At 74.4% G+C, this 20253-nt stretch carries 16 protein-coding genes; 7 read left to right on the top strand and 9 right to left on the bottom strand.

From position 1 onward, the window contains the following. Positions 1-8: 8 nt before the first annotated feature. Together BLQ63_RS01680 and BLQ63_RS01685 are read right to left on the bottom strand one after the other, a co-directional pair. Complete coding sequence (locus BLQ63_RS01680) at positions 9-902, bottom strand: DUF1838 family protein (protein ID WP_091027405.1); 894 nt, start codon at positions 900-902, stop codon at positions 9-11. 50 nt (positions 903-952) lie between these two features. Further along, entirely contained in the window at positions 953-2191 is a 1239-nt protein-coding gene (locus BLQ63_RS01685; protein ID WP_091027407.1) for an MFS transporter, read from the bottom strand. 189 nt (positions 2192-2380) lie between these two features. On the opposite strand from BLQ63_RS01685, the gene BLQ63_RS01690 reads away from it, so the two are divergent. Both BLQ63_RS01690 and BLQ63_RS01695 read left to right on the top strand, forming a co-directional pair. After that, positions 2381-4333 carry an Hsp70 family protein gene (locus BLQ63_RS01690; protein ID WP_091027409.1) on the top strand — a complete coding sequence of 651 codons (1953 nt, stop codon included), beginning with the start codon at positions 2381-2383 and terminating at the stop codon, positions 4331-4333. A gap of 114 nt (positions 4334-4447) precedes the next feature. Next, positions 4448-4711 (top strand): GlsB/YeaQ/YmgE family stress response membrane protein, encoded by a 264-nt coding sequence (locus BLQ63_RS01695; protein WP_091027411.1) that lies wholly within the window; start codon positions 4448-4450, stop codon positions 4709-4711. Between the two features lie 53 nt (positions 4712-4764). On the opposite strand, the gene BLQ63_RS01700 is transcribed toward BLQ63_RS01695, so the two are convergent. Continuing rightward, entirely contained in the window at positions 4765-5487 is a 723-nt protein-coding gene (locus BLQ63_RS01700; protein ID WP_091027413.1) for a methyltransferase domain-containing protein, read from the bottom strand. 44 nt (positions 5488-5531) lie between these two features. Here BLQ63_RS01700 and BLQ63_RS01705 point away from each other — a divergent pair, with 44 nt between their 5' ends. From BLQ63_RS01705 to BLQ63_RS01720, 4 genes are all read left to right on the top strand, one after another. Continuing rightward, complete coding sequence (locus BLQ63_RS01705; RefSeq protein WP_218124990.1) at positions 5532-6350, top strand: UbiA family prenyltransferase; 819 nt, start codon at positions 5532-5534, stop codon at positions 6348-6350. A 121-nt stretch (positions 6351-6471) separates the two neighbouring features. Further along, positions 6472-7659 carry an acyl-CoA dehydrogenase family protein gene (locus tag BLQ63_RS01710; protein WP_091027415.1) on the top strand — a complete coding sequence of 396 codons (1188 nt, stop codon included), beginning with the start codon at positions 6472-6474 and terminating at the stop codon, positions 7657-7659. Continuing rightward, the gene (locus tag BLQ63_RS01715; protein ID WP_218124991.1) at positions 7653-8699 is read left to right on the top strand and encodes a type III polyketide synthase; all 1047 of its coding nucleotides are present in this window, start codon (positions 7653-7655) and stop codon (positions 8697-8699) included. Before BLQ63_RS01710 ends, BLQ63_RS01715 begins: the two co-directional genes overlap by 7 nt. Before the next feature lie 425 nt (positions 8700-9124). Further along, on the top strand, positions 9125-10279 hold the full coding sequence (locus BLQ63_RS01720) for a Cmx/CmrA family chloramphenicol efflux MFS transporter (protein ID WP_091027416.1): 1155 nt from the start codon (positions 9125-9127) through the stop codon (positions 10277-10279). A 57-nt stretch (positions 10280-10336) separates the two neighbouring features. Here BLQ63_RS01720 and BLQ63_RS01725 read toward each other — a convergent pair whose 3' ends face one another. The 3 genes from BLQ63_RS01725 to BLQ63_RS01735 all read right to left on the bottom strand — a co-directional run bounded on the left by BLQ63_RS01725 (position 10337) and on the right by BLQ63_RS01735 (position 12916). Beyond that, complete coding sequence (locus BLQ63_RS01725; protein WP_218124992.1) at positions 10337-10867, bottom strand: potassium channel family protein; 531 nt, start codon at positions 10865-10867, stop codon at positions 10337-10339. An 8-nt stretch (positions 10868-10875) separates the two neighbouring features. Further along, a complete protein-coding gene (locus BLQ63_RS01730; RefSeq protein ID WP_091027417.1) occupies positions 10876-12201 on the bottom strand; it encodes a chloride channel protein in 1326 nt (441 codons plus the stop codon). Between the two features lie 112 nt (positions 12202-12313). Continuing rightward, positions 12314-12916, bottom strand: a complete 603-nt coding sequence (locus BLQ63_RS01735; RefSeq protein ID WP_091027418.1) for a TetR/AcrR family transcriptional regulator — start codon at positions 12914-12916, stop codon at positions 12314-12316. A 131-nt stretch (positions 12917-13047) separates the two neighbouring features. Between BLQ63_RS01735 and BLQ63_RS01740 the strand changes: the two genes are divergently transcribed. Continuing rightward, positions 13048-14565, top strand: a complete 1518-nt coding sequence (locus tag BLQ63_RS01740) for an MDR family MFS transporter (RefSeq protein ID WP_091027420.1) — start codon at positions 13048-13050, stop codon at positions 14563-14565. Between the two features lie 59 nt (positions 14566-14624). On the opposite strand, the gene BLQ63_RS01745 is transcribed toward BLQ63_RS01740, so the two are convergent. Genes BLQ63_RS01745 through BLQ63_RS01755 form a run of 3 tightly spaced genes read right to left on the bottom strand, consistent with a single transcriptional unit; the run spans position 14625 to position 19949 of the window. Next, the gene (locus tag BLQ63_RS01745) at positions 14625-17795 is read right to left on the bottom strand and encodes an error-prone DNA polymerase (RefSeq protein ID WP_091027423.1); all 3171 of its coding nucleotides are present in this window, start codon (positions 17793-17795) and stop codon (positions 14625-14627) included. Continuing rightward, positions 17788-19176: a DNA polymerase Y family protein gene (locus tag BLQ63_RS01750; RefSeq protein ID WP_091027428.1), complete on the bottom strand. Its 1389-nt coding sequence runs from the start codon at positions 19174-19176 to the stop codon at positions 17788-17790. The genes BLQ63_RS01745 and BLQ63_RS01750 overlap by 8 nt, the downstream gene beginning before the upstream one ends. Further along, positions 19173-19949, bottom strand: coding sequence for a hypothetical protein (locus tag BLQ63_RS01755; RefSeq protein ID WP_091027429.1), 777 nt, complete (start codon positions 19947-19949; stop codon positions 19173-19175). The genes BLQ63_RS01750 and BLQ63_RS01755 overlap by 4 nt, the downstream gene beginning before the upstream one ends. Between the last annotated feature and the right edge of the window lie 304 nt (positions 19950-20253).

Consider the following 20253-nt stretch of genomic DNA (forward strand, 5'->3'; position numbering starts at 1 on the left):
CGGCCGCGCTAGCGCCCGTTCGCCTCGCACCACTGGGCCCAGGTCAGCGACCCTTCACCGAGTTGGTTCGCCCAGAAGGAACTCCACGAGGTCTGGCTCGGCCCCGGCTCCCGAGGCGCGGCCGCGTAGGCCGGGTAGTCCGCCTCCACGGCCGCCCTGAGCCACGGTTCGAGCTCCCCGAAGCCGCCGAGGGTCCAGCTGCGGGCGTGGTAGACCACGCCCGCGCCGTTCGTGGCGGCCTCGCTCAGGCCCGTGAACGGCGGCCACGGCCCGACCCGGCTCCACAGGCACACCACCGGCAGCGCCCCGCGCGGCACGCGCCCGCCCGCCTCCACCGCGTCCGCGTCGATGCTGAAGTCGAACAGCTCCCAGGTCGTGTAGACCCCGCCGGGCAGGCCGAAGCCCTCCCCGAGGGTCGCGCCCAGATCCGTGCGCGGCGGGATGTCCAGCGACCAGACCAGCCGGCCGTGGACCTCCCGGGGCGGCGGCCCCGCGAAGCCCGCCGTGATCGGGAACGGCCCCTGGTTCACCGGGTCGTTGTTGACCGGCACCACCGGATACGTGCGCCCGTCGAGCGGGTTCCTCCACTCGCGCAGGATCCGGGTCGGCTCCGACGGGTCGGTGTAGAACACCAGCTCCCGCGTGAGCAGGTGCAGCCGGTTGGTCTCCGGCTCCCGGTAGAGGCGCCGGATGTTGAAGCCCTCGAACCCGAACAGCTTGGCGCCGTGGCGAAGCCCGGGCGCGAGCGCGTCCCCGGGCACGTCGGCGCTGACGGCCCCGGAGATCCGGTACACCATGTCGGCGCCGTCGGGCCTGCCCAGCAGCCGCAGATAGGCCCGCCCGAGCGGGTCCTCCACGAGCGAGTAGAGCGGACCGGGATCGGTCGGTTCAGGGTGCGGCATGGGGCCTCCTCAGCGCGGCCGCACCAGTGTCGCCCGGCCCGAACCGGCTGTCAACGGCCGGTTTCGGACATCTGCTCCGGCGCGGCGCCCGTCTTCGGCGGCCTCGCCGCGGGGGAGCACAGCAGCGCGACGCCCACCAGGACCAGCACCACGTAGAACGCGTTGCGCAGCCCCCACTGCTCGCCCAGGAGCCCGATGAGCGGCGGGCCGATGAGGAACGCGAAGTAGCCGATCGTCGCCACCGCCGCGACGCTCGCCGTCGCCTTGCGCGGGTCGTCGGCGGCCGCCGACATGCCCACGGGGAACCCCAGCGACGCGCCCACGCCCCACAGGACCGTCCCGACGATCGCGAACGGCGCCGTCGGACCCAAGATCACCAGCAGCAGGCCGCCGAACGCCAGGAACGCCGACCCGGCCAGCACCGGCACCCGACCGAACCGGTCGAGCATGTACCCGCCGCCGATGCGCCCGGCCGTCATCGCGGTCACGAACACGGCGAAGACCGCCGCACCGCCGGGGTTCGACAGCCCGTAGCCGTCCACCATCGCCAGGCCCAGCCAGTCGTTCGCGGTGCCCTCGGTGAAGCCCATGCCCAGGATGATCAGCCCGATCAGCAGGATCCGCGGATCGGTCCACACGCTCAGGCGGGTGCGCCACCCCGCGGCCGAGGCCGCGGCGGCCTCGGCCGGCTCCTGCGCCGGCTGGAGGAACCGCACCACGTACAGGTCCGCCGCGATCACGAGCACGCCGATGGACACCAGGTGCACCAGGACCGGGACGCCGAGTTGCTCGGTCAGGGCGCCCAGGCCCGCCCCGAGCATCGTGCCGAGGCTGAACCCGGCGTGGAACATCGGCATGAGGGTCTTGCGGATGCGCCGCTCGTTCGCCGCACCGGACAGGTTCATCGCCACGTCCAGCACCGAGTTCCCCGCGCCCAGCACCATGAGCGCCGCGAACAGCGCCCAGAAGTTCGGCGTCAGCCCCGCGATGAGGCCCGCGGCGGTCAACCCGACCGCGGTGGTCCCCAGGCACCAGCTGATCGCCCGCGACGCGCCCATGTGCGCGACGACGTGGCTGGAGGTCAGGAGCCCCAGGATCGCGCCCGCGGCCATCCCCAGGATGAGGACGCCCATCTCCTGCGTCGAGGCGCCCAGGATGTCGCGGATGTTGGGGATGCGCGCCGCCCAGTTGGCGAACACGAAGCCCGACAGCGCGAACACGGCGAACACCGCGTTGCGCCAGCGGATCAGGGCGGGATCGGTGCGCTCGCGCAGAGCGGAGTTGGTCACGGCGGTCCAATCGGACGGTACGGGCACGGACCCGGGATCGGGCACCGGACCAGCTTGCCCCTCGCCCGGCCGTTCGACAAACGGATTCGATCCGTACGCGGCGGCGAATCCGCGCTCCGGCGCGCATACCGGCCCGCGCTCGGGACCGGTCCCGAGGATTCCGCGGACGAGTTCGTTACATTGGAGGACATGTCGCGCTTCCACCCCCGATCCGCGTCGATCAGCGTGGACTTCGGCACCTCGCACACGGTGGCCTCCATCCGCCGCGCCGACGGCCGCGTGCACCAGCAGCTGTTCGACGGCTCCCCGCAACTGCCCTCCGCGGTGTTCCTCGGCGAGCAGGGCGCCCCCGTCACCGGCGCCGACGCCCTCCACCACGGCCGCCGCCAACCCGAGCGGTTCGAACCGAACCCCAAGCGCCGCATCGACGACGGCACGCTCCTCCTCGGCGACCAGGAACTCGAGGTCACCAAGGTCATCGCCGCCGTCCTGTCCCGCGTCGCGAACGAATGCCGCCGCACCGTCGGCGGCCTCGGCTCGGTCACCGTCACCGTCCCCGCCGCCTGGGGGCCTACCCGCCGCCACGTGATCGCCGACGCCGCCCTCGCCGCCGGACTCGGCCGCGTCGACCTCGTGCCCGAACCGGTCGCCGCCGCGAGCTACTTCGCCGAAGCCCTCGGCAGCGACATCCCCGTCGGCTCCGGCGTCGTCGTCTACGACCTCGGCGGCGGCACCTTCGACGCCACCGTCCTGCGCCGCACCCCGACCGGCTTCGACGTCCTCGCCGTCGACGGCGCCGACGACCTCGGCGGCCTCGACTTCGACCAGGCCCTCCTCGAACACCTCGCCGCCACCGTCCAGCCCGGCGACGACCGCTGGCCCCGCCTCACCGCACCCCAGACCCCGGCCGACCAGCGCCACCGCGCCGCCCTCCTCGAAGAGGTCCGCCTCGCGAAGGAGCGCCTCTCGCGCATCGCCGCCACCGACCTCACCGTCCCCCTCCTCGACTTCGACGTCCACCTCACCCGCGACGAGCTCGAACGCGTCGCCGGACCCCTCCTGCGCCGCACCGTCCGCATCACCCAGGGCGTCATCCGCGAATCCGGGCTCGAGACGCGCCAGGTCGCCGGCCTGTTCCTGGTCGGCGCCGCCAGCCGCATGCCCCTGGCCGCCACCCTCCTGCACCGCGAACTCGGCATCGCCCCCGCCGCGATCGAGCAGCCCGAACTGGCCGTCTCCGAAGGCGGACTGATCGCGCCCGCGCTGGCCTCCTCGCCGCCCGCACCGGTCCCCAGCCCGGGACTGCCGCCGCAGACGGCCGCACTGGCGACGACGCCGTTCGTCCCGCACGCGACCGCACCCCAGGCCACCGGCCCGCTGCCCGCGGCGCCGAACGGGCCTCCGCGGCGACGCCGATCCCTGATCGTCGCGGCCGCGACGGCCCTGGTGATGGTGGTCGGCACCGCGGTCGCCGTCAAGCTCCTGGACCGGGCCGAGACCGGCACCATCGAGGCCCTCGAGACCGGCGCGACGGTGGAGGAGACGCCCGCGACCGCCGATCCGACGACCACCGCCGGGTCCTCGATCCCCGAGGACTGGGTCGCGGTGGGCGAGTGCATGTACGAGGAGACCGACCTCGGCGAGAAGTGGACCGTCGACTGCGACGACCCGGCGGCGTTCTGGAGCGTCGTCAAGACCGACTCCGAGAACCCCGTGACGATCGTGGACGCCTCCGTCGCCGACTACACCCAGGCCGAGGCCATCTGCGGCGCGCGCGTCGGCTTCCGCACCCCCGGGGAGCTGTGGACCGACTACAACTACATCTACGACACCGCGACCGGCCTGACCGACCAGTTCTTCTGCCTCCAGGCGATCCGGGTCGCCGACGAGCAGGGGCGCCTCCCGGTGGTCCCCGGCGTGGGCGACTGCTTCGACGACGACGAGGAGTGGACCACCGTGGACTGCGCCTCCGAAGGCGCCCTCTACCGCGTCACGGACGCCGAGGTGATCGACCCGCCCGCGGCCATGACGGAGGAGGAGATCCAAGGCCGGCTCGGCGGCTGCCCCGAATCCTCGAGCTACCCGTGGTCCATGGAATGGCGCGACCTCGTCTCCGGGGTGATCTGCTTCGAGGACCTCTAGGGCCGGAGTCCACCGACTCGGCCCGCCGGGCCCTCCGCGGACATACGCTGCACACATGGGATTGCGCCCGCTCCCGAGCGGGTACCCCGCCCAGACAGCACCAAGGAGGTCCACATGATCGGTTTCATCGTCGCGGGGCTCGTCATCGGCGCACTCGCGCGCCTCATCAAGCCCGGCAAACAGCGCCTCGGCATCCTCGCCACGCTCCTGCTGGGCCTCGTCGGCTCGGTAATCGGCGGCACCATCGCGAACCTGCTCGGCACCGGTGACATCTGGGAGCTGAACGTCCTCGGCTTCGTCGTGGCCGTGATCGCCTCGATCCTGCTCATCGGCGTCGCCGAGAGCATCGCCTCGAGCCGCCACAAGACCGCCCACTAGCAGCGACATCACCGCGGGGCCGGCCTTTCGGGGCCGGCCCCGCGACCGCGCGCCTACACCCGCTTGCGGCCCCACGCCTGGAACAGCACCGCCGTCGTCGCCACCGGCAGCATCCGCACCGACTCCCCGCGCCCGGCCGCCCACCGCAGGAAGTCCGCCACCGACGGCCGGATGCCCCGCAGCGTCAACTCCACGCCGTGGCGCGCGCACTCGGCCACCAGGGCGTCGCGGTCCACCAGCAGCGCCGGATCGTGCACGCCCCGCACCGCATAGCGCGGAATCCGCTCGGCCAACCCGATCGCCAGCCACCGGCACAGCATTGTCGCCGCGAGCGTGTCGACCACCAGCAGCCCCCCGGGGCGCAGCAACCGGCACGCCTCCGCCACCGCGCCCGCCAGATCCGGAACGTGCTCCAGGATCTCCCCGGCCACCACCACGTCCGCGCACCCGTCGGCCAGCGGCACCGCGCACACGTCACCGAGGACACTGTGGACGCCGTGCGAGGCGGCCTGCCGCAGCGCCGCCGCCGAACGGTCCACCCCCACATGCGCGTACCCCCTGCCCTCCAGATGCGGCGCCAGCAGCCCGGCACCGCACCCGAGGTCGACCAGCACCGCACCCCGCGCCGGAGGGATCAGCTCGGCGCGGGCCGCCGCGAGCCAGTGCAGCATCGCGAAGACGCCCCGCGGGCGCCACCACTCGCCGGCGAGCCGCTCGTAGAGTCCCGGATCGTTCGGCACGGGCCGTCGGGGCGAAGACTCGCTCTGGCGTCGCATACCGCCAGAGTGGCACACTGTCGGACATGAAATCGGCTGCGGCGATGACGAAGGCACTCCTCCTCGCGTCCCATCCGCTTCCGGCACTGGCGGTCACGCTCGTCGCCGCCGGACTCGCCCTCACCACCGACCGGCCGCTCTCGGGCGTGATCGCCGTCGCCACAGCGATACTCGCCGGCCAGCTCTCCGTCGGCTGGCTCAACGACCTCGTCGACGCACCCCGCGACGCCCAGGCCGGCCGCGCCGGGAAACCCCTGGCCGCGGGGGAGATCCACCCCGCGATCGTCTCCATGGCCATCGCCCTCGCCGCACCCGCGGCCGTGCTCCTGACACTGCTCTCCGGCGTCCCGGCCGCACTCGCGCACCTCGCCGCGCTCCTGTCCGCGTGGGCCTACGACCTCGGCGTCAAGGGCACCCCGTTCTCCGTGGCGCCCTTCGCGATCTCCTTCGGACTGCTCCCGGCGATCGTCTCCCTCGGCGAGCCCGGCGCGCCCTGGCCGCCGCCGTGGCTCATGGCGGCCGCCGCCGCACTCGGCTGCGCGGCCCACTTCGTCAACGTCCTGCCCGACCTCGCCGACGACGCCGCCACCGGCGTCCGCGGCCTGCCGCACCGCCTGGGCCCCTTGGCCACCAAGCTCGCCGCCGCCGCCCTCGTCCTGACCGCCTCGGCGCTCCTGGCGTTCGCCCCGCCCGGCCCGCCCTCGACCCTCGTCCTCGCCTCCGTGCCCTTCGCCGCGGCCGTCCTCGCGGTCGGACTGGTCCTGGGCCGCAAGCCCGGCTCGCGGGCCGCGTTCCGCGCCGTGCTCCTGGTGGCCCTTGTCGATGTCGTGCTCCTCCTCCATACTGGGGTCTCCGCCGGTTGAGGCCGGCCGGATCGATGCGCGGGCCCGGTTTCGCAAGCGGGCCAACGGGGCACTGATCGCGGGACGGCCGGCGCGCCTCCCCGCGCGACCGGGACCGCCCCGACCCGAGGAGTGAGCGCCTGTGACGACCGGAACCCCCGACGACCATCCGGCGGTGGCGCTGGCCCGCGAACTCGCGCCGCGCTTCGCCGACCGCGCCGGGGCCCACGACGAGCGGGGCCGGTTCCCCGAAGCGGACTTCGCCGACCTGCGCGAGGCCGGACTGCTGGGCCTGATGGTGCCCGCCCGGCTCGGCGGGCACGGCGCCACGTTCGCCCAGTACGCCGCCGTGGCAAGGGAACTGGCGCGCGGCGCGGGTTCGACGGCGCTGATCTTCAACATGCACGCGTCGGTGACCGGCGCCCTGGCGCAGACCCCCGACCACCTCATCCGGGCGCTCGGCGCCCCCGAAAGCTCCTTCGCGGCCCGCGACAAGGCGCTCGCGGCCGCCGCCGACGGCGCGCTGTACGCGGTCGCCATGAGCGAGCGCGGCGGCGGCTCCCGCCTGTCGCGCACCACGACCGCCTACCGCCGCACCGAAGGCGGCTACCGCATCACCGGCGCCAAGGCGTTCGTCTCCGGCGCCGGGCACGCCGACGCCTACCTCGTGACCGCCCGCGACGGCGAGAACGAGGACCCGCAGGTCTCGCACTTCCTGGTGCCCGCCGGCGAGGGCCTGCGCGTCGAAGAGACCTGGAACTCGCTCGGCATGAGGGCCACCGGCAGCCACGACCTCCACCTCGACACAGAAGTGCCCGCCGAAGCACTCCTGGGCGGCATCGAAGGGCTCGCGCTCGTCCTCGCCGAAGCCATGCCGCAGTGGCTGGTCGCCTCCTACTCCGCGGTGTACGCCGGGGTCGCGCGGGCCGCCGTGGACGCCGCGGCCGACCACGTCCGCTCCCGCGGGCTCGACGGCCTCGCGTCCGTGCGCGCCCGCCTGGGCCGCGCCGAGGCCGCCGTCGCCGCGGCCGAACTCGTCGTCGCCGAGGCCGCCGCGCGCATCGACGCGAACCCCGGCGAAGACGACACCAACCGGTGGGTGTGGCGCGCGAAGCTCATCGCCGGCGACACGGCCTTCCAGGTCGCGTCCTCGCTGCTGGAGGCCGCCGGGACCTCGGCCTCGCGCCGCGGCCACCCCCTGGAGCGGCTCTACCGCGACGCCCGCTGCGGCGCACTGCAACCGGCGACCTCCGACGTGTGCGCCGACTGGCTCGGCGCCGCCGCACTGGGCGCCGACCCCGACCACGGCACCGGGACGCCGCGGTGGTGAACGCCTCCATCACCGGGATCGGCACCGCCCTGCCCCCGGAGTACACGCAGGAATGGCTGTGGGACAACGCGTTCCGCAGGCACTTCAACGGCAGCCGGATCGCGCGGCGCATGTTCGAGAGCGCCGGCGTCGAGCGCCGCCACTCGGCCACGGCCCCCTACGAGTTCGCGGACGTCGCGGCCTGGTCCACCGAGGCGCGCATGCGCCGCTACGCCGACCGGGCCCCGGCCCTGGGCCTGCGCGCCGTCCGCGAGGCCCTGGCCGACGCCGGCGTCGGCGCCGAGGAGATCGGGCTGCTCGCCGTCGCCTCGTGCACCGGCTACGGCACCCCCGGCACCGACATCGAACTGGCCGCCGCCCTGCCGCTGCGATCCGACGCCAGGCGGCTCCTGGTGGGCCACATGGGCTGCCATGCGGCGCTGCCCGCGCTCGGCGCGGTGAGCGACTACGTCGCGGCCCACGACCGGCCCGCCGTCCTGCTGTGCCTCGAGCTGACCTCGCTCCACCTCCAGCCCGGTTCGACCGACATCGACCAGGCGGTCACGCACGCGCTGTTCAGCGACGCCGCCGCCGCGGTGGTCCTGCGCCCCGGCGAGGGCCTGCCGGGCCTGCGGGTCGTGGACGTCGCCGCCCGGACCGACACGGCCAAGAACGCGTACATGACCTGGCGCGTGACCGACCTCGGCTTCAAGATGGGCCTGTCCCCGCAGGTGCCCGACGCGCTCGCCGAGCACGTGGGACCCCTGGTGAAGGACCTCCTCGGGCGGCACGGCCTCGACCCGTCCGAGGTCCGCTCCTGGGCCGTGCACCCCGGCGGGCCGCGCGTGGTCGACGCGATCGAGGAAGGCCTCGGCCTCGACCCGACCGCCCTGGACGTGCCGCGGCGGGTCCTCGCCGAGCACGGCAACTGCTCCTCGGCCACGGTGCTCCTGGTGCTGCGCGAACTCATGGACCGCGGGCTGCCGCCGGGCCCGCTCGTCGCCCTGGCCTTCGGACCCGGCCTGACCCTGTACGCGGTCCTGATGGAGGTCACCGCCTGAACCGGCGCCGCCCGAACCGCGCCGCCCGAAAATCGTGCTGCGCCGCCGCGGCCGCCCGTGATAGGTTGCCGCCCATGTCCGCTCCCGAAGCGTCCAGACGGGGGCTGCCGGTCCGCCGGTAGCCCGCGACGCCGCACCCGACCCGGTCCCCGGGTCCATCGGGATGCCCGCAGCCTCGATCAAGGCTGCTCTCTCTCCGCGCGTCCGCAAGGCTCCGACGGCCTTCAGGGCCGCGCCGAGGACCCCTGCCGGGCGCTATCCGGCCCATTCGCCCGCTCGCCGCGTTGTCGGCTTCCCAGATACAACACCGGTATCTGGGAAGCCTTCCGCCTTGCGAGCGAACAAATGGACTCGGATAGCGCCTCGCCCGGAGTCCTCGGCGTGGCCCCACCCGTCCATTCCTTCCACGCATCGGAGTCTTCGCAATGCCGTTCCTTCTCCACATGCTCGCCGTCGCCGTGTTCGCGCAGGGCTGCTCGGAGTTCATGTTCGCCGGGCTGCTGCCCGACGTCAGCGCCGACCTCGGCGTCACCGTCGCCCAGGCGGGCCTGCTCACCTCGGCGTTCGCCGCCGGCATGGTGATCGGCGCGCCGGTCATGGCCGCGCTCGGGCGCCGGTGGTCGCCCCGAGGGGCCCTCGCCGGGTTCCTGGCCCTGTTCATCGCCGCCCACGTCGTCGGCGCGCTCACCGACCGATTCGGGCTGCTGCTCGCCACCCGCGCCGTCGCCGCCATGGCCAACGCGGGCTTCCTGGCCGTCGCCCTCTCCACCGTCGCCGCCCTCGTCCCCGCGCACGCCAGGGGCCGGGCGCTCGCAACGGTCCTGGGCGGCACGACGCTCGCGCTCGTCGCCGGGGCCCCCGCCGGGGCACTGCTCGGCGACGCCTTCGGCTGGCGCTCGTCCCTGTGGGCCGTCGCGATCGTCGCGGCCGCGGCCCTGCTCGCCGTGCTCGCCGCCGTCCCCGCCCGGACCGACGCGACCGGCCCGCGGCCGGTGCTGCGGGCCGAACTGGCGGTCCTCGCCCGGCCCTCGCTGCGACTCGTCCTGGTCCTGGCCGTCCTGGTCAACGGCGCGACCTTCGGCGGCTTCACGTTCCTCGCGCCGCTGGCCACCGACGCCGCCGGGCTCGGGGCCCCCTCGGTCCCGGTCGTGCTGGCGCTGTTCGGCCTCGGCGCCTTCACCGGAGTGTGGACGGCCGGGCGCCTGGCCGACCGGCACTGGCGGACCCTCCTGGCCGCGGGCACGCCGCTCCTGCTCCTGGGCTGGATCCTGCTCGCGTCCAGTGCCGGAAATCCGGTCGCCCTGCACGCGTTCGCGTTCGCCCTCGGGGCACTGTCGTTCGCCGTGGGCGCCACGCTCATCGGCCGGACCATGGCCGCCGCCCACGGCGCGCCGACGATGAGCGGGTCCTATGCGACCGCCGCGCTCAACGTCGGCGCGATGCTCGGCCCCGCCCTCGCCGGCATCGGCTACGACGCCTTCGGACCGCTCGGCCCGCCGCTGGCGGGCGCGGGCCTCGTGCTCGCCGCGGTCCTCACCGCCGCGGCGCGCAAGGCCCGGCGCCCGCAAGCGCTCTCGTAGACGAAGCGACCGGCGAGAAGGGGTCCCGCCGGTCGTCGCGACCGCCTACCGGATCGGCTAGGGCTTCGGCCGCGGCCAGCGGGCGGCCTTGGCGGCGCGCGCGGCGAAGTTCCGGGCCACCAGCGACGCCGACCCGGCGATCGCGGTGAAGTTGAACGCCATCTGCACGCACATCACCACCCGGGCGACCTGCCCCTGCGCCGAGACGTCGCCGAACCCCACGGTCAAGAGCGTGCTGAGCGCGAAGTACAGGGCGTCCACCCGCGTGCGCAGGCCGGAGAACTCCTCGGGCCGGTGCACCGCGACGCCGTAGTCGACGAGCGCGAACACCAGGAGCCCGGCGACGATCCCCACGACCAGCGTCCCCAGGGGCGCGTCCGGTTCGCGCAGCTGCCGCACCGCCTGGCGCCCGATCACCAGGGCGATCAGGACGAGCAGCGCCAGCGTCAACGCCCCCCGCAGGACCAGTGCGGCCGCGCCGGCGTCGGCGCGGACCGGCACGACCGCGTACGCGACCACGAGCGCGGCGCACGCGAGCAGGTAGCGCACCGCGGGCGGCAGCCGCCGCGGCGTTCGGTGCTCCTCCACGGCGCCTCCTAAGCCTCGGCCGGTTCGGGGGCCGCGTCCCCGGCGGCCCGCGGCCGTTCGAGGAGCCGCCCGGTCACGAACGCGATCACGACGGCGACGAGCACGACCGGCGTCATGCCCGTGGCGTCCGATCCCAGCAGCAGCGTCACGAGCACGGCCGACGAGACCGGCAGCGGCAGGACCGCGGCCGTGGCGGCGGCCATGCCCGCGGCCATCGCCGGCGCCGTCCCGTATCCGGGCAGCGCGCCGAGCAGGACGCCGACGGCCGCGCCCATGAACAGCGCCGGGAAGATCGGGCCGCCGCGCAGCGCGGCGAGCGAGACCGCGTACGCCAGGCCCTTGCAGACCAGCAGCGCCACGAGCGCCCACGCGCCCGGCACGTCGCCGCCCGCGGTGAGGACCCCGAGCGTGTCCTGACCCGACAGGAGCACCTCGACCGGGCTGCGCCCGGTCAGCAGCGCGTACGCCGCGGCGCCGACGGCGGTGACCGCGACCGCGACCAGGGCCAGGAGCGCCGGACGCGCCGCGGCCCGCGGTGCGAGCGCGTGCCCGAGCCGGTGCACCTGACTGATCCCGGCGGCCACGAGCACCGCCGCGGGGACCGTCCACAGCAGATCGGCGAGGTCGGGCCGGGCCGGGCTCTCCAGGCCCGGCAGCGTCAGCGACGCCACCGGCAGGCCCGTCCAGGCGCCCATGCCGGTGAAGACGAGCGCGCCCACGCCCGCCGACAGCAGGCACGGCAGCACCACCCGCGTGAGCCGCGGACCCGAGAAACCCACCGCTTCCAGGATGAACACCGCCGCGATCAACGGACTGCCGAAGATGACCGCGACCGCGGCCGCCGAACCGGCGACGCCGATCATCCCGCTCGCGGGCGTCCCCTCCGCCGGACCCCAGCGCCGCGACAGCAGCACGGCCAGACCGGCGCCCACGGCCATGAGCGGCGCCTCGGGGCCGAGCACGACGCCGAGCGGCAGGCCGCCGACCGCCGCGAGCAGCACCCCCGGCAGATGCGAGGGCGCGACCGCTCCGGCGCCCAGGCCGTCGATCGGCACGTGCCCGCCGGCGCCGGGCAGCCGCGTGATCGCGAGCGCCACGATGAGACCGCCGGCCGCCAGCCACGGCGCCGGCCACCACCAAGGGACCGGGTCGAGCCCCCACTGGTGCGGCAGCTCCACCCACACCAGGTCCGTCAGCCAGTGCAGCAGCGCCAGGAACGCGAAGGCCGCCACCGACACCGGTACGCCGACGAGCCCGGCCGCTCCCAGCAGCCCCAAGTACCCGCGGGTGCGCGCGAGCTGCTCGAGCCGATCCCCAGCCGGCGTCGGCTCCATCGCGCCCACCTCCTCCCACCGGACCGTGCGGTCGCCGCACGCTGCACTGTGGATCCTCCTACGCCGCGGCCCCGGTCGCCGGGCAATCGGAAGGAACGCGCCCGCCCGCGGCTCAGACCGCGGCGGGCCGCAGCGCCGCCATCGTCCGGTCCAGGCACGGCGCGAACGCCTCCGGCTCGGCCATGACATGCGTCATCGTCGCGTGCAGGCACGCGAACGCCCCGCCCACGGTCGCGCGCAGCACCAGCACGTCCGTCGCCCGGCCCGGACGGCACGCCGCCCGGTGCAGCAGCATCTCGGCCAGCGTCCGCTGCAGCCGGTCGAGTCTGCCCAGATACGCCGCGAACAGCCGCGGACTGCAGTCGACGATCCGCTGGAGCGCCGCGTCGTGCTCGCGGCAGCCCGGATCGGCGTAGCGTTCAACGATCGGATCGAACGACCGGCGCAGCGAGTCCCACTCGGACTCCTCGGGCGGACGTGCCGTGAGCCGCTCGGCCATCTCCTCGCCCAACCGCGCGAGGCTGTCGAGCACCACCTCGTCCTTGGAGGCGAAATAACGGAAGAAACTGCGCTGCGACATGCCGACCGCGGCCGCGATCTCATCGACCGTCGTCTCCTCGAAGCCCTTGTCCACGAACAGCGACTCGGCGGTCCGTGCAATCCGCGATTGCACGGCCCGACGTGACACTTCTCGCAGACTCCCACCGGCGGCCATGACCCGGATGGTAGCAACTGCAATGATTGACAGTCACTGACACATACTGAAGACCCGCCCGCCCCACACCCGGGCGCACCGAGCGGGTCCGAGGTCGCCAAGGAACACCACCACCGAAGGAACCTCCCCGAATGACCGTTGACCAGCGACCCCCCGACACCCCCGAGGCGCCCGACGCGGCCCCCGAGACGACGGCCGACACCCCGGCCGAACAGGGCATCCCGCGTCAGATCAAACTCGTGCTGGGCGTGCTCCTCGTCGCCGCGTTCGTCATGATCCTCAACGAGACCGTCATGGGCGTGGCCCTGCCCCAGCTCATGGAGCAGTTCAGCGTCACCGCGGCCACCGTCCAGTGGCTCACCACCGGGTTCATGCTCACCATGGCCGTGGTCATCCCCATGACCGGGCTCATCCTCCAGCGCTTCACCACCCGAACGGTCTTCATCGCCTCACTGGCGCTCTTCACCGCCGGCACCATCCTGGCCGCGTCCGCACCGGTCTTCCCCGTGCTCGTCGCCGCCCGCGTCATCCAGGCCAGCGGCACCGCGGTCATGCTGCCGCTCCTGATGACCACGGTCATGACCTACGTCCCGGCCGACCGCCGCGGACGCACCATCGGCCTCATCACCATCGTCATCGCCGTCGCCCCCGCGATCGGCCCGACCTTCTCCGGATTCATCCTCTCCCAGCTCAGCTGGCACTGGATGTTCCTGTCCGTCATCCCCATCGCGGTGCTCGGCCTCATCCTCGGCGCGGCCCTCATCAAGAACCTCGCCGAACCGCGGGCCGTCAAGTTCGACCCGCTCTCCGCGCTCCTGTCCGCCGTCGCGTTCGGCGGGATCATCTACGGCCTCAGCAGCCTCGGCGAAGCCGCGGCCGGGGCCGACACCCCCGTCCCGCCCTACGCCGCGATCAGCGCCGGCGCCGTCTCCATGATCCTGTTCGTCCTGCGCCAGCTGCGGCTCCAGCGCACCGACTCCGCCCTGCTGGACCTGCGGCCCTTCCTGTCCCGCTCGTTCACCGTCGGCGTCATCATGCTGCTGATCTCCATGGCGGCCCTGTTCGGCTCGCTCATCCTGCTGCCGATCTACCTCCAGAACGTCCTGGGCCTCACCACGCTCCAGACCGGCCTGGTGGTCCTGCCCGGCGGCCTCGCCATGGGCCTGTCCGGCCCGATCGTCGGACGCCTCTTCGACCGCCTCGGCCCCCGGCCGCTGGTCATCCCCGGGTCCTTCGGCGTCGCGGGCGCGCTCGCCCTCCTGACGCTGCTCGACCAGGACAGCCCGACCTGGTTCGTCGTGGTCATCCACGTCATCATGAGCCTCGGCCTGAGCCTGCTCATGACCCCGCTCATGACCTCCTCGCTCGGATCGCTGCGAGTGGAGCTGTACTCGCACGGCAGCGCCATCCTCAGCACCCTCCAGCAGGTCGCCGGGGCCGCCGGCACCGCCGTGTTCATCACCCTGATGACCACCGGCACCGCCGCCAGCCTCGACGAGGGATCCACCCAGGTCGCCGCCGAGGCCGCGGGCGTCCACCTGGCCTTCCTGTGGGGCACCGGCATGGCCCTCGTCGCCGTCGCCGCCGCGTTCCTCGTCAAGAAGCCCGAGAACGCCCCCGCCGAAGGCGACGCCATCATGTCGCACTAGAGCGCACGAGCACACCGCCCGGCCTTCGAAAGGAGGCCGGGCGGTCCGCGTTCACCGCCCTACCGGAAGTCCCTCGACGGCGCCGACGGGCTGTTCAGGTCCAGGACCGTGAGCTTGTCCGCGACGACCATCGGCATCGTGTCCCCGAGCGCATCGTGCGGCTTCTCGACCGTCCCCCTGATCCGCATTGCCCTCGCCACCGTCGCGACGTCCTGCCACCGCTTCCACAGCCCCTGCGAGCACACGACGTTCGCGATCCCCGTCTCGTCCTCCAGGCTCAGGAACGTCACGCCCTTCGCGGTCGAGGGGCGCTGGCGGTGCGTCACGATCCCGGCGATCTCGATGCGCTCGCCGTCCTCGGCGAACGGGAGCCGGTCGTGGGGGAGGACCCCGGCCGCGTCGAGCGAGGCGCGGACCAGCTCCATCGGGTGGGTCTCGACCGACAGGCCCAGGCCCGTGTAGTCGGCCCGGGCGAGTTCGGCCGCGCTCATCCCCGGCAGGGTCGGCGGCGGCGCGGCCGGGCCGGTGCCGGGGATCGTGCCGGGCCGCTCGTCCACGGTCCCGGCCGTCCACAGCGCCTTGCGGCGGTCCGGTTCGAGGCTGCCCAGGGCCCCGGCGACGGCGAGCTTCTCCAGCCGCTCCTTGTCCAGCCCGGCCCGGCGCGCCAGGTCGGCGAGGCTCTGGAAGGGCCCGTCCGCCCCGCGCGCGGCGACGATGCGCTCGCCCGCGGGAGCCCCCAGCCCCTTGACGTTGTCGAGGCCCAGCCGCAGGTCGGCGACCCCCAGCAGCGGCGGCTCGCACGGCCGATCGGTCGGGACGAGCGAGGCGACCTCCTCGCTGGCGTTGACGTCCGGGGCCAGGGCGGTGAGCCCGTGGCGCTGCGCGTCGGCGATCAGCGAGGCGGGGGAGTAGAAGCCCATCGGCTGGCTCGCCAGGAGGCCGGCGTAGAACGCGGCCGGGTAGTGGCATTTGAGCCACGCCGAGGCGTACACCAGGTGCGCGAAGCTCGCGGCGTGCGACTCGGGGAAGCCGAAGTCCGCGAACGACTTCAGCTGCTCGTAGATCTGGTCGGCCTGCGCGCCGGTGATGTCCCGCTCGGCCATGCCCGCGTACAGCCGCTCGCGCAGCCGCTCCATCCGCTCGGCGGACCGCTTGGCGCCCATGGCCCTGCGCAGTTGGTCGGCCTCGCCCCCGTTGAACCCGGCCGCGTCGATGGCGATGCGCATCAGCTGCTCCTGGAACAGCGGCACCCCGTAGGTCTTCTCCAGTGTGCGGTGGAGGACCTCGGGGACGAGGTGGCGCCACGGCTCCCCGTGGCGGCGGCGCAGGTACGGGTGGACCGCGCCGCCCTGGATCGGGCCGGGGCGGATGAGCGCCACCTCGGCGACGAGATCGGCGAACTTCTTGGGGCGCAGCCGCGGCAGCGTCGCCATCTGCGCCCGCGACTCGACCTGGAAGACGCCGACCGTGTCGGCCCGGCACAGCATGTCGTACACGGCCTTGTCCTGCGGCGGGAGCATGGCGATGTCGACCGTGTCGCCGTGGAAGTCCGCGACGAGGTCGACCATGCGGTGGAGCGCCTCCAGCATCCCCAGGCCCAGCAGGTCGAACTTGACGAGTCCGGCGTCGGCGCAGGCCTCCTTGTCCCACTGGAGGACCGTGCGGTCCTTCATGCGCGCCGGCTCGACCGGGACGATCTCGGCGACCGGCTGCTCGGTGAGCACCATGCCGCCGGGGTGGATGCCCAGGTGCTGGGGCAGGTCGGCCAGCTCCTTCGCGAGCTCCTGCACCGCCGCGGGCACGGCGCCGGCCTCGTCGGGGTCGAGGCCGCTCCAGCGGTGCAGCCGCTTGGACCAGGCCGTCGCCTGGTCGTGGGAGTGCCCGAGGGCCTTGGCCGCGTCGCGGACCGCCGAGCGGGGCCGGTAGGTGACCACGTTGGCGACCAGGGCGGCCCGGTCGCGCCCGTACTTGCCGTAGACGTACTGGATGACCTCCTCGCGGCGGCCCGACTCGATGTCGACGTCGATGTCCGGGGGCCCGTCGCGTTCGGCCGAGAGGAACCGCTCGAACAGGAGCCCGAACCCGATCGGCTCCACATTGGTGATCCCCAGGGCGTAGCAGACCGCGCTGTTGGCCGCCGATCCCCTGCCCTGGCAATAGATGTCGTTGTCCTTGCAGAACTTCACGATGTCGGCGACGATGAGGAAGTAGCCCTCGAACCCCAGGGCCTTGACGACGCGCAGCTCGTGTTCGAGCTGCTTCCAGGCGCCGGTGACGCGCTCGGTCGCCCGCGGCCCGTAGCGCTCCTGCGCGCCCTCGACGATGAGCTCGGCGAGGTAGGAGAAGTCGTCGGAGCCCTCCCGCACGGGGAACCGCGGCAGCCGCGGCTTCAGGAGGTTGAGGTCGAAGGCGATCTCCTTCGCCAGCTCCGCCGCGCGCGCGACCGCCCCGGGGACGTCGGCGAACCGCAGCGCCATCTCCGCGCCGCCGCGCAGGTGCGCCGCGGTGTTCGCGCCCAGGTGCGGGTCGGCGGCGGTCAGCGGGCGCTGCGACCGGATCGCGGCGAGCGCCGCGGCGACCCGGGCCCGGCGGGGTGCGGCGTAGTGGGCGTTGTTGGTGGCGACGACCTGGACGCGGCAGCGGTCGGCCAGGCGCGCGAGCGTCTCGATGCGCCCGGTGTCGCCGGGCAGGTCGTGGCAGGTCAGCTCGACGGCGAGGTGGTCGCGCCCGAAGGCGTCGACCAGTTCGCGCAGCCGCGTCTCGGCCGCGGCGTCCCCGCCCGCGTCCAGGGCCCGGTTGAGCGGCCCCTTCCGGCAGCCGGTGAGCACGGTCCAGTGCCCGCGCCGGGCCTGCTCGGCGAGCGCGGCGAGGTCGTAGCGGGGCAGGTCCTTCTCGTCGGTCGCCAGTTTGGCCTCGGTGATGGCCCGGGAGAGGCGCCGGTAGCCGATCGGCGAGCGGGCCAGGACCACCAGGTGCTCGCCGGCCGGGTCGGCCTGGCCGCGCCGGGGCCGCTGCATGCCGAGGTTGAGTTCGGCGCCGAAGACGGTGGGGAGGCCGAGACCGCCTGCGGCGGCGGCGAACTCGGAGACCCCGTAGAGGCCGTCGTGGTCGGTGACGGCAAGCCCGGTCAGGCCCAGCCGGTGCGCCTCGGCCGCCAGATCGGCGGGGGAGTCGGCGCCGTCGGCGAACGAGTAGTGGGAGTGGGCGTGCAGCTCGGCGTAGTCAGTCATACCAGCCGACCGCCCTCCACCGACCGCCCTCGCAGGCCAGGAGCGCGGCGCTGCCGTCGGCGAGTTCGACCTGGAGGCGGGCGTAGCGGCGGGCCTCCTCGCTCCACCAGCGCTCGGACACCGGCCACGGGCCGGCCCAGGCGGTGATCCGGATCCGCTTGCCGCCCAAGGCCACCAGCGCCGGGGCGGCCGAGAGGTCGCCGCGGGCCAGGGCGACGACGGGCGATCCGGCCGCGTCGAGGACCGCGAGGGCCTCGCCGGTGCCGATGAGCGCCGGGAGCGGGTCGGGCATCCTGCCCGGCCACGGCCCCGAGGGCGGCGGGGGCGCGGGTTCCACTTCCCAGGCGGCGCTGCCGGACCGCTCCTCGAGGCCGCGGCCGTCGGTGACGGCGGGGACGCGGACCGCGTCGGGGCCGAACAGGCTCTGGGCGTGCCGCAGGGCGGCCTCGGCCCGCACGAGGGCGGCGCCCTTGGCCCCCCACAGGCCCCGCCCGGCCGCGACCAGGCCGATGAGCCCGCCGGGGGCGAGTTCGAGCATGGTGACGGCGTTCGCGGCCTCGTCCTCGGTGCCGCCGGAGGCCGCGGCGGCGGTGAGCCAGCCCTCGAACTGCCAGCGCACCCGCCGGGACAGCTCGGCGGCGGTGATGGCGGGGTCGATCTGCCAGGTGCGGCGCCGCTCCAGGCCGCTGCCGGTGCGGGCGGTGACGGTGACGCGGGTGCACGCGAGGTTGCGCCCGTCCAGCGTCGCGAGCAGCCGCTCGGCCAGGGGCCGGGCGGCGAGGACGGCCTGCTCGACCGTGGCGTACGGGGTCTCGGGGACCTCGGTCACCGCCAGCTCCGGGGCGACCGGGCGGGGCGCGAGCGGGCGGGCGAGCCGCCCGGCGGCGAGGAGCTGGGCCCGGCGCACGGGCGCGCCGAACCGCTCGGCGACCGCCTGTCCCGGCAGCGCGCGGAAGGCTCCGAGCGTTTCGATGCCCAGGTGGCGCAGGGTCTCGCAGGTCTCGGCCTCGACCAGTCCGGTGGCGAGGAGGTCGCCGATGTCGCGTCCGGCGAGGAAGGCCGCGTCGCGTCCGGCCGGGACGATCCGGCCCTCGCGGGCGGCCAGGACCGCGGCGAACAGGCCGTCGGCGACGCCGGTGAGGCAGTCCTGGTCCACGAGGGCGGCGACGGTGTCGATGAGCCGTTCGCAGAACGCCGCCTCGTCGCCGGCCCCGGCGCGCAGCGGGACGGCCGCGCAGCCCGGTTCGAGCACTTCGACGTAGGGGGTGAGGAGGTCGAGGGCCTCCAGGACCGGTTCGAACGCGGCCGCGTCCTCGCCGTTCCAGTCCACGAGGCGCATGACCAGGATTCGGCTCGGGGCGCGGCGGACCTGCGCGCTCACCGTGGTTCGCCCCTCCGCAGCTCCGCGGCGGGGCGGGACCGCAGGTCGACGACGTCGCCGGCGTCGCCGCCGTAGGGCCAGATCCGGGCGCGGCGGGTGCCGCCGCTGCGCCAGCGGGCGGACACCTCCAGCTCGCAGGCGTCGAGCCGCCCGGCGCCCCAGCGGCGTCCGGCGTTCTCGCGCAGGCCCTTCCAGTGGGCCCGGGCCACGTCGAGGCGGGCGTCGGCGCCGGCCACGAGGCGGGTCTCCCACCAGACGATCGCGGTGCCGCTCCTGCGGGCGCGGGCGGTCAGGCGGCGTGTCTGCGCCGGGGTGAGGCCTTCGCTGGGCACCACCACGGCGGCGACGCCTTCGGCGAGCGTTCCGGCGGCTTCGGCGACGAGCGTCCCGGGGTCGACCAGTGCGATCCGGCCGAGGTCGACCCCGGCGGCGACCGCCGCGGGCGGGTAGAGGTGCGGCATCCCGACCAGGGCGCACCAGGCGCCGGCCGTGGTCGGGCCGGCCAGGAGGCGCCACAGCAGGGAGGTGGCGCCCCGCCGGGTGGCGGTGATTGCGGTCACTGTTGCGAGTCCGGCGTGGGGGAGGAGCGCGGAAATGTCGGAGGTGACCGGGAGGATGGCCCTCGGGGGTCGCATCGTGCCCGGCACCTCGGCCGGGCGTGTCGGGGCCTCGGCGGGCTCGGCCGCAGGGCGTGCCGCGATGGCGGGCCGGAGGTCCGCGCCGGTGCGCAGCCCGAGCTCAGCGGCCAACGCGGCCGCGACCGTTGTCGCCACCAGAACCCCCGTGTGTGTCGAACATGTGTATCAAGATCAACTTACCGAACTGCGGGGCGAGTGCAAGCTCAAACTGGTGTTCGATAAATCTCGCGCGCCCGGTGTGGTCGACGCCATGGCACTCGTCCGGGTGACAATGCCGCCGCGGTCCCCGATTCCTGTCGCACCCGCGAGCAAGGATCGCCGATACGGTCCCCGGGTGGGTGGGGGTTTGGGACGGTTCCCCTACCTAAGGTCCCCACGGCCTCCAGTCCTTCGCGCCGCGCGTCCGCGCCGCGCTCTCAGCGCTCCGTCGAACGGGAAC

Origin of the sequence: Glycomyces harbinensis (assembly GCF_900101745.1) — a bacterium.
Lineage (GTDB): Bacteria > Actinomycetota > Actinomycetes > Mycobacteriales > Micromonosporaceae > Glycomyces > Glycomyces harbinensis.

What these genes read in the sequence shown, in the direction of transcription:
- BLQ63_RS01720 (WP_091027416.1), top strand. Translation starts at nt 9,125, where the DNA reads ATGCCGTTCCTTCTCCACATGCTCGCCGTCGCCGTGTTCGCGCAGGGC.
- BLQ63_RS01745 (WP_091027423.1), bottom strand. Translation starts at nt 17,795, where the DNA reads ATGACTGACTACGCCGAGCTGCACGCCCACTCCCACTACTCGTTCGCC.
- BLQ63_RS01690 (WP_091027409.1), top strand. Translation starts at nt 2,381, where the DNA reads ATGTCGCGCTTCCACCCCCGATCCGCGTCGATCAGCGTGGACTTCGGC.
- BLQ63_RS01680 (WP_091027405.1), bottom strand. Translation starts at nt 902, where the DNA reads ATGCCGCACCCTGAACCGACCGATCCCGGTCCGCTCTACTCGCTCGTG.
- BLQ63_RS01700 (WP_091027413.1), bottom strand. Translation starts at nt 5,487, where the DNA reads ATGCGACGCCAGAGCGAGTCTTCGCCCCGACGGCCCGTGCCGAACGAT.
- BLQ63_RS01730 (WP_091027417.1), bottom strand. Translation starts at nt 12,201, where the DNA reads ATGGAGCCGACGCCGGCTGGGGATCGGCTCGAGCAGCTCGCGCGCACC.
- BLQ63_RS01705 (WP_218124990.1), top strand. Translation starts at nt 5,532, where the DNA reads ATGACGAAGGCACTCCTCCTCGCGTCCCATCCGCTTCCGGCACTGGCG.
- BLQ63_RS01740 (WP_091027420.1), top strand. Translation starts at nt 13,048, where the DNA reads ATGACCGTTGACCAGCGACCCCCCGACACCCCCGAGGCGCCCGACGCG.
- BLQ63_RS01735 (WP_091027418.1), bottom strand. Translation starts at nt 12,916, where the DNA reads ATGGCCGCCGGTGGGAGTCTGCGAGAAGTGTCACGTCGGGCCGTGCAA.
- BLQ63_RS01695 (WP_091027411.1), top strand. Translation starts at nt 4,448, where the DNA reads ATGATCGGTTTCATCGTCGCGGGGCTCGTCATCGGCGCACTCGCGCGC.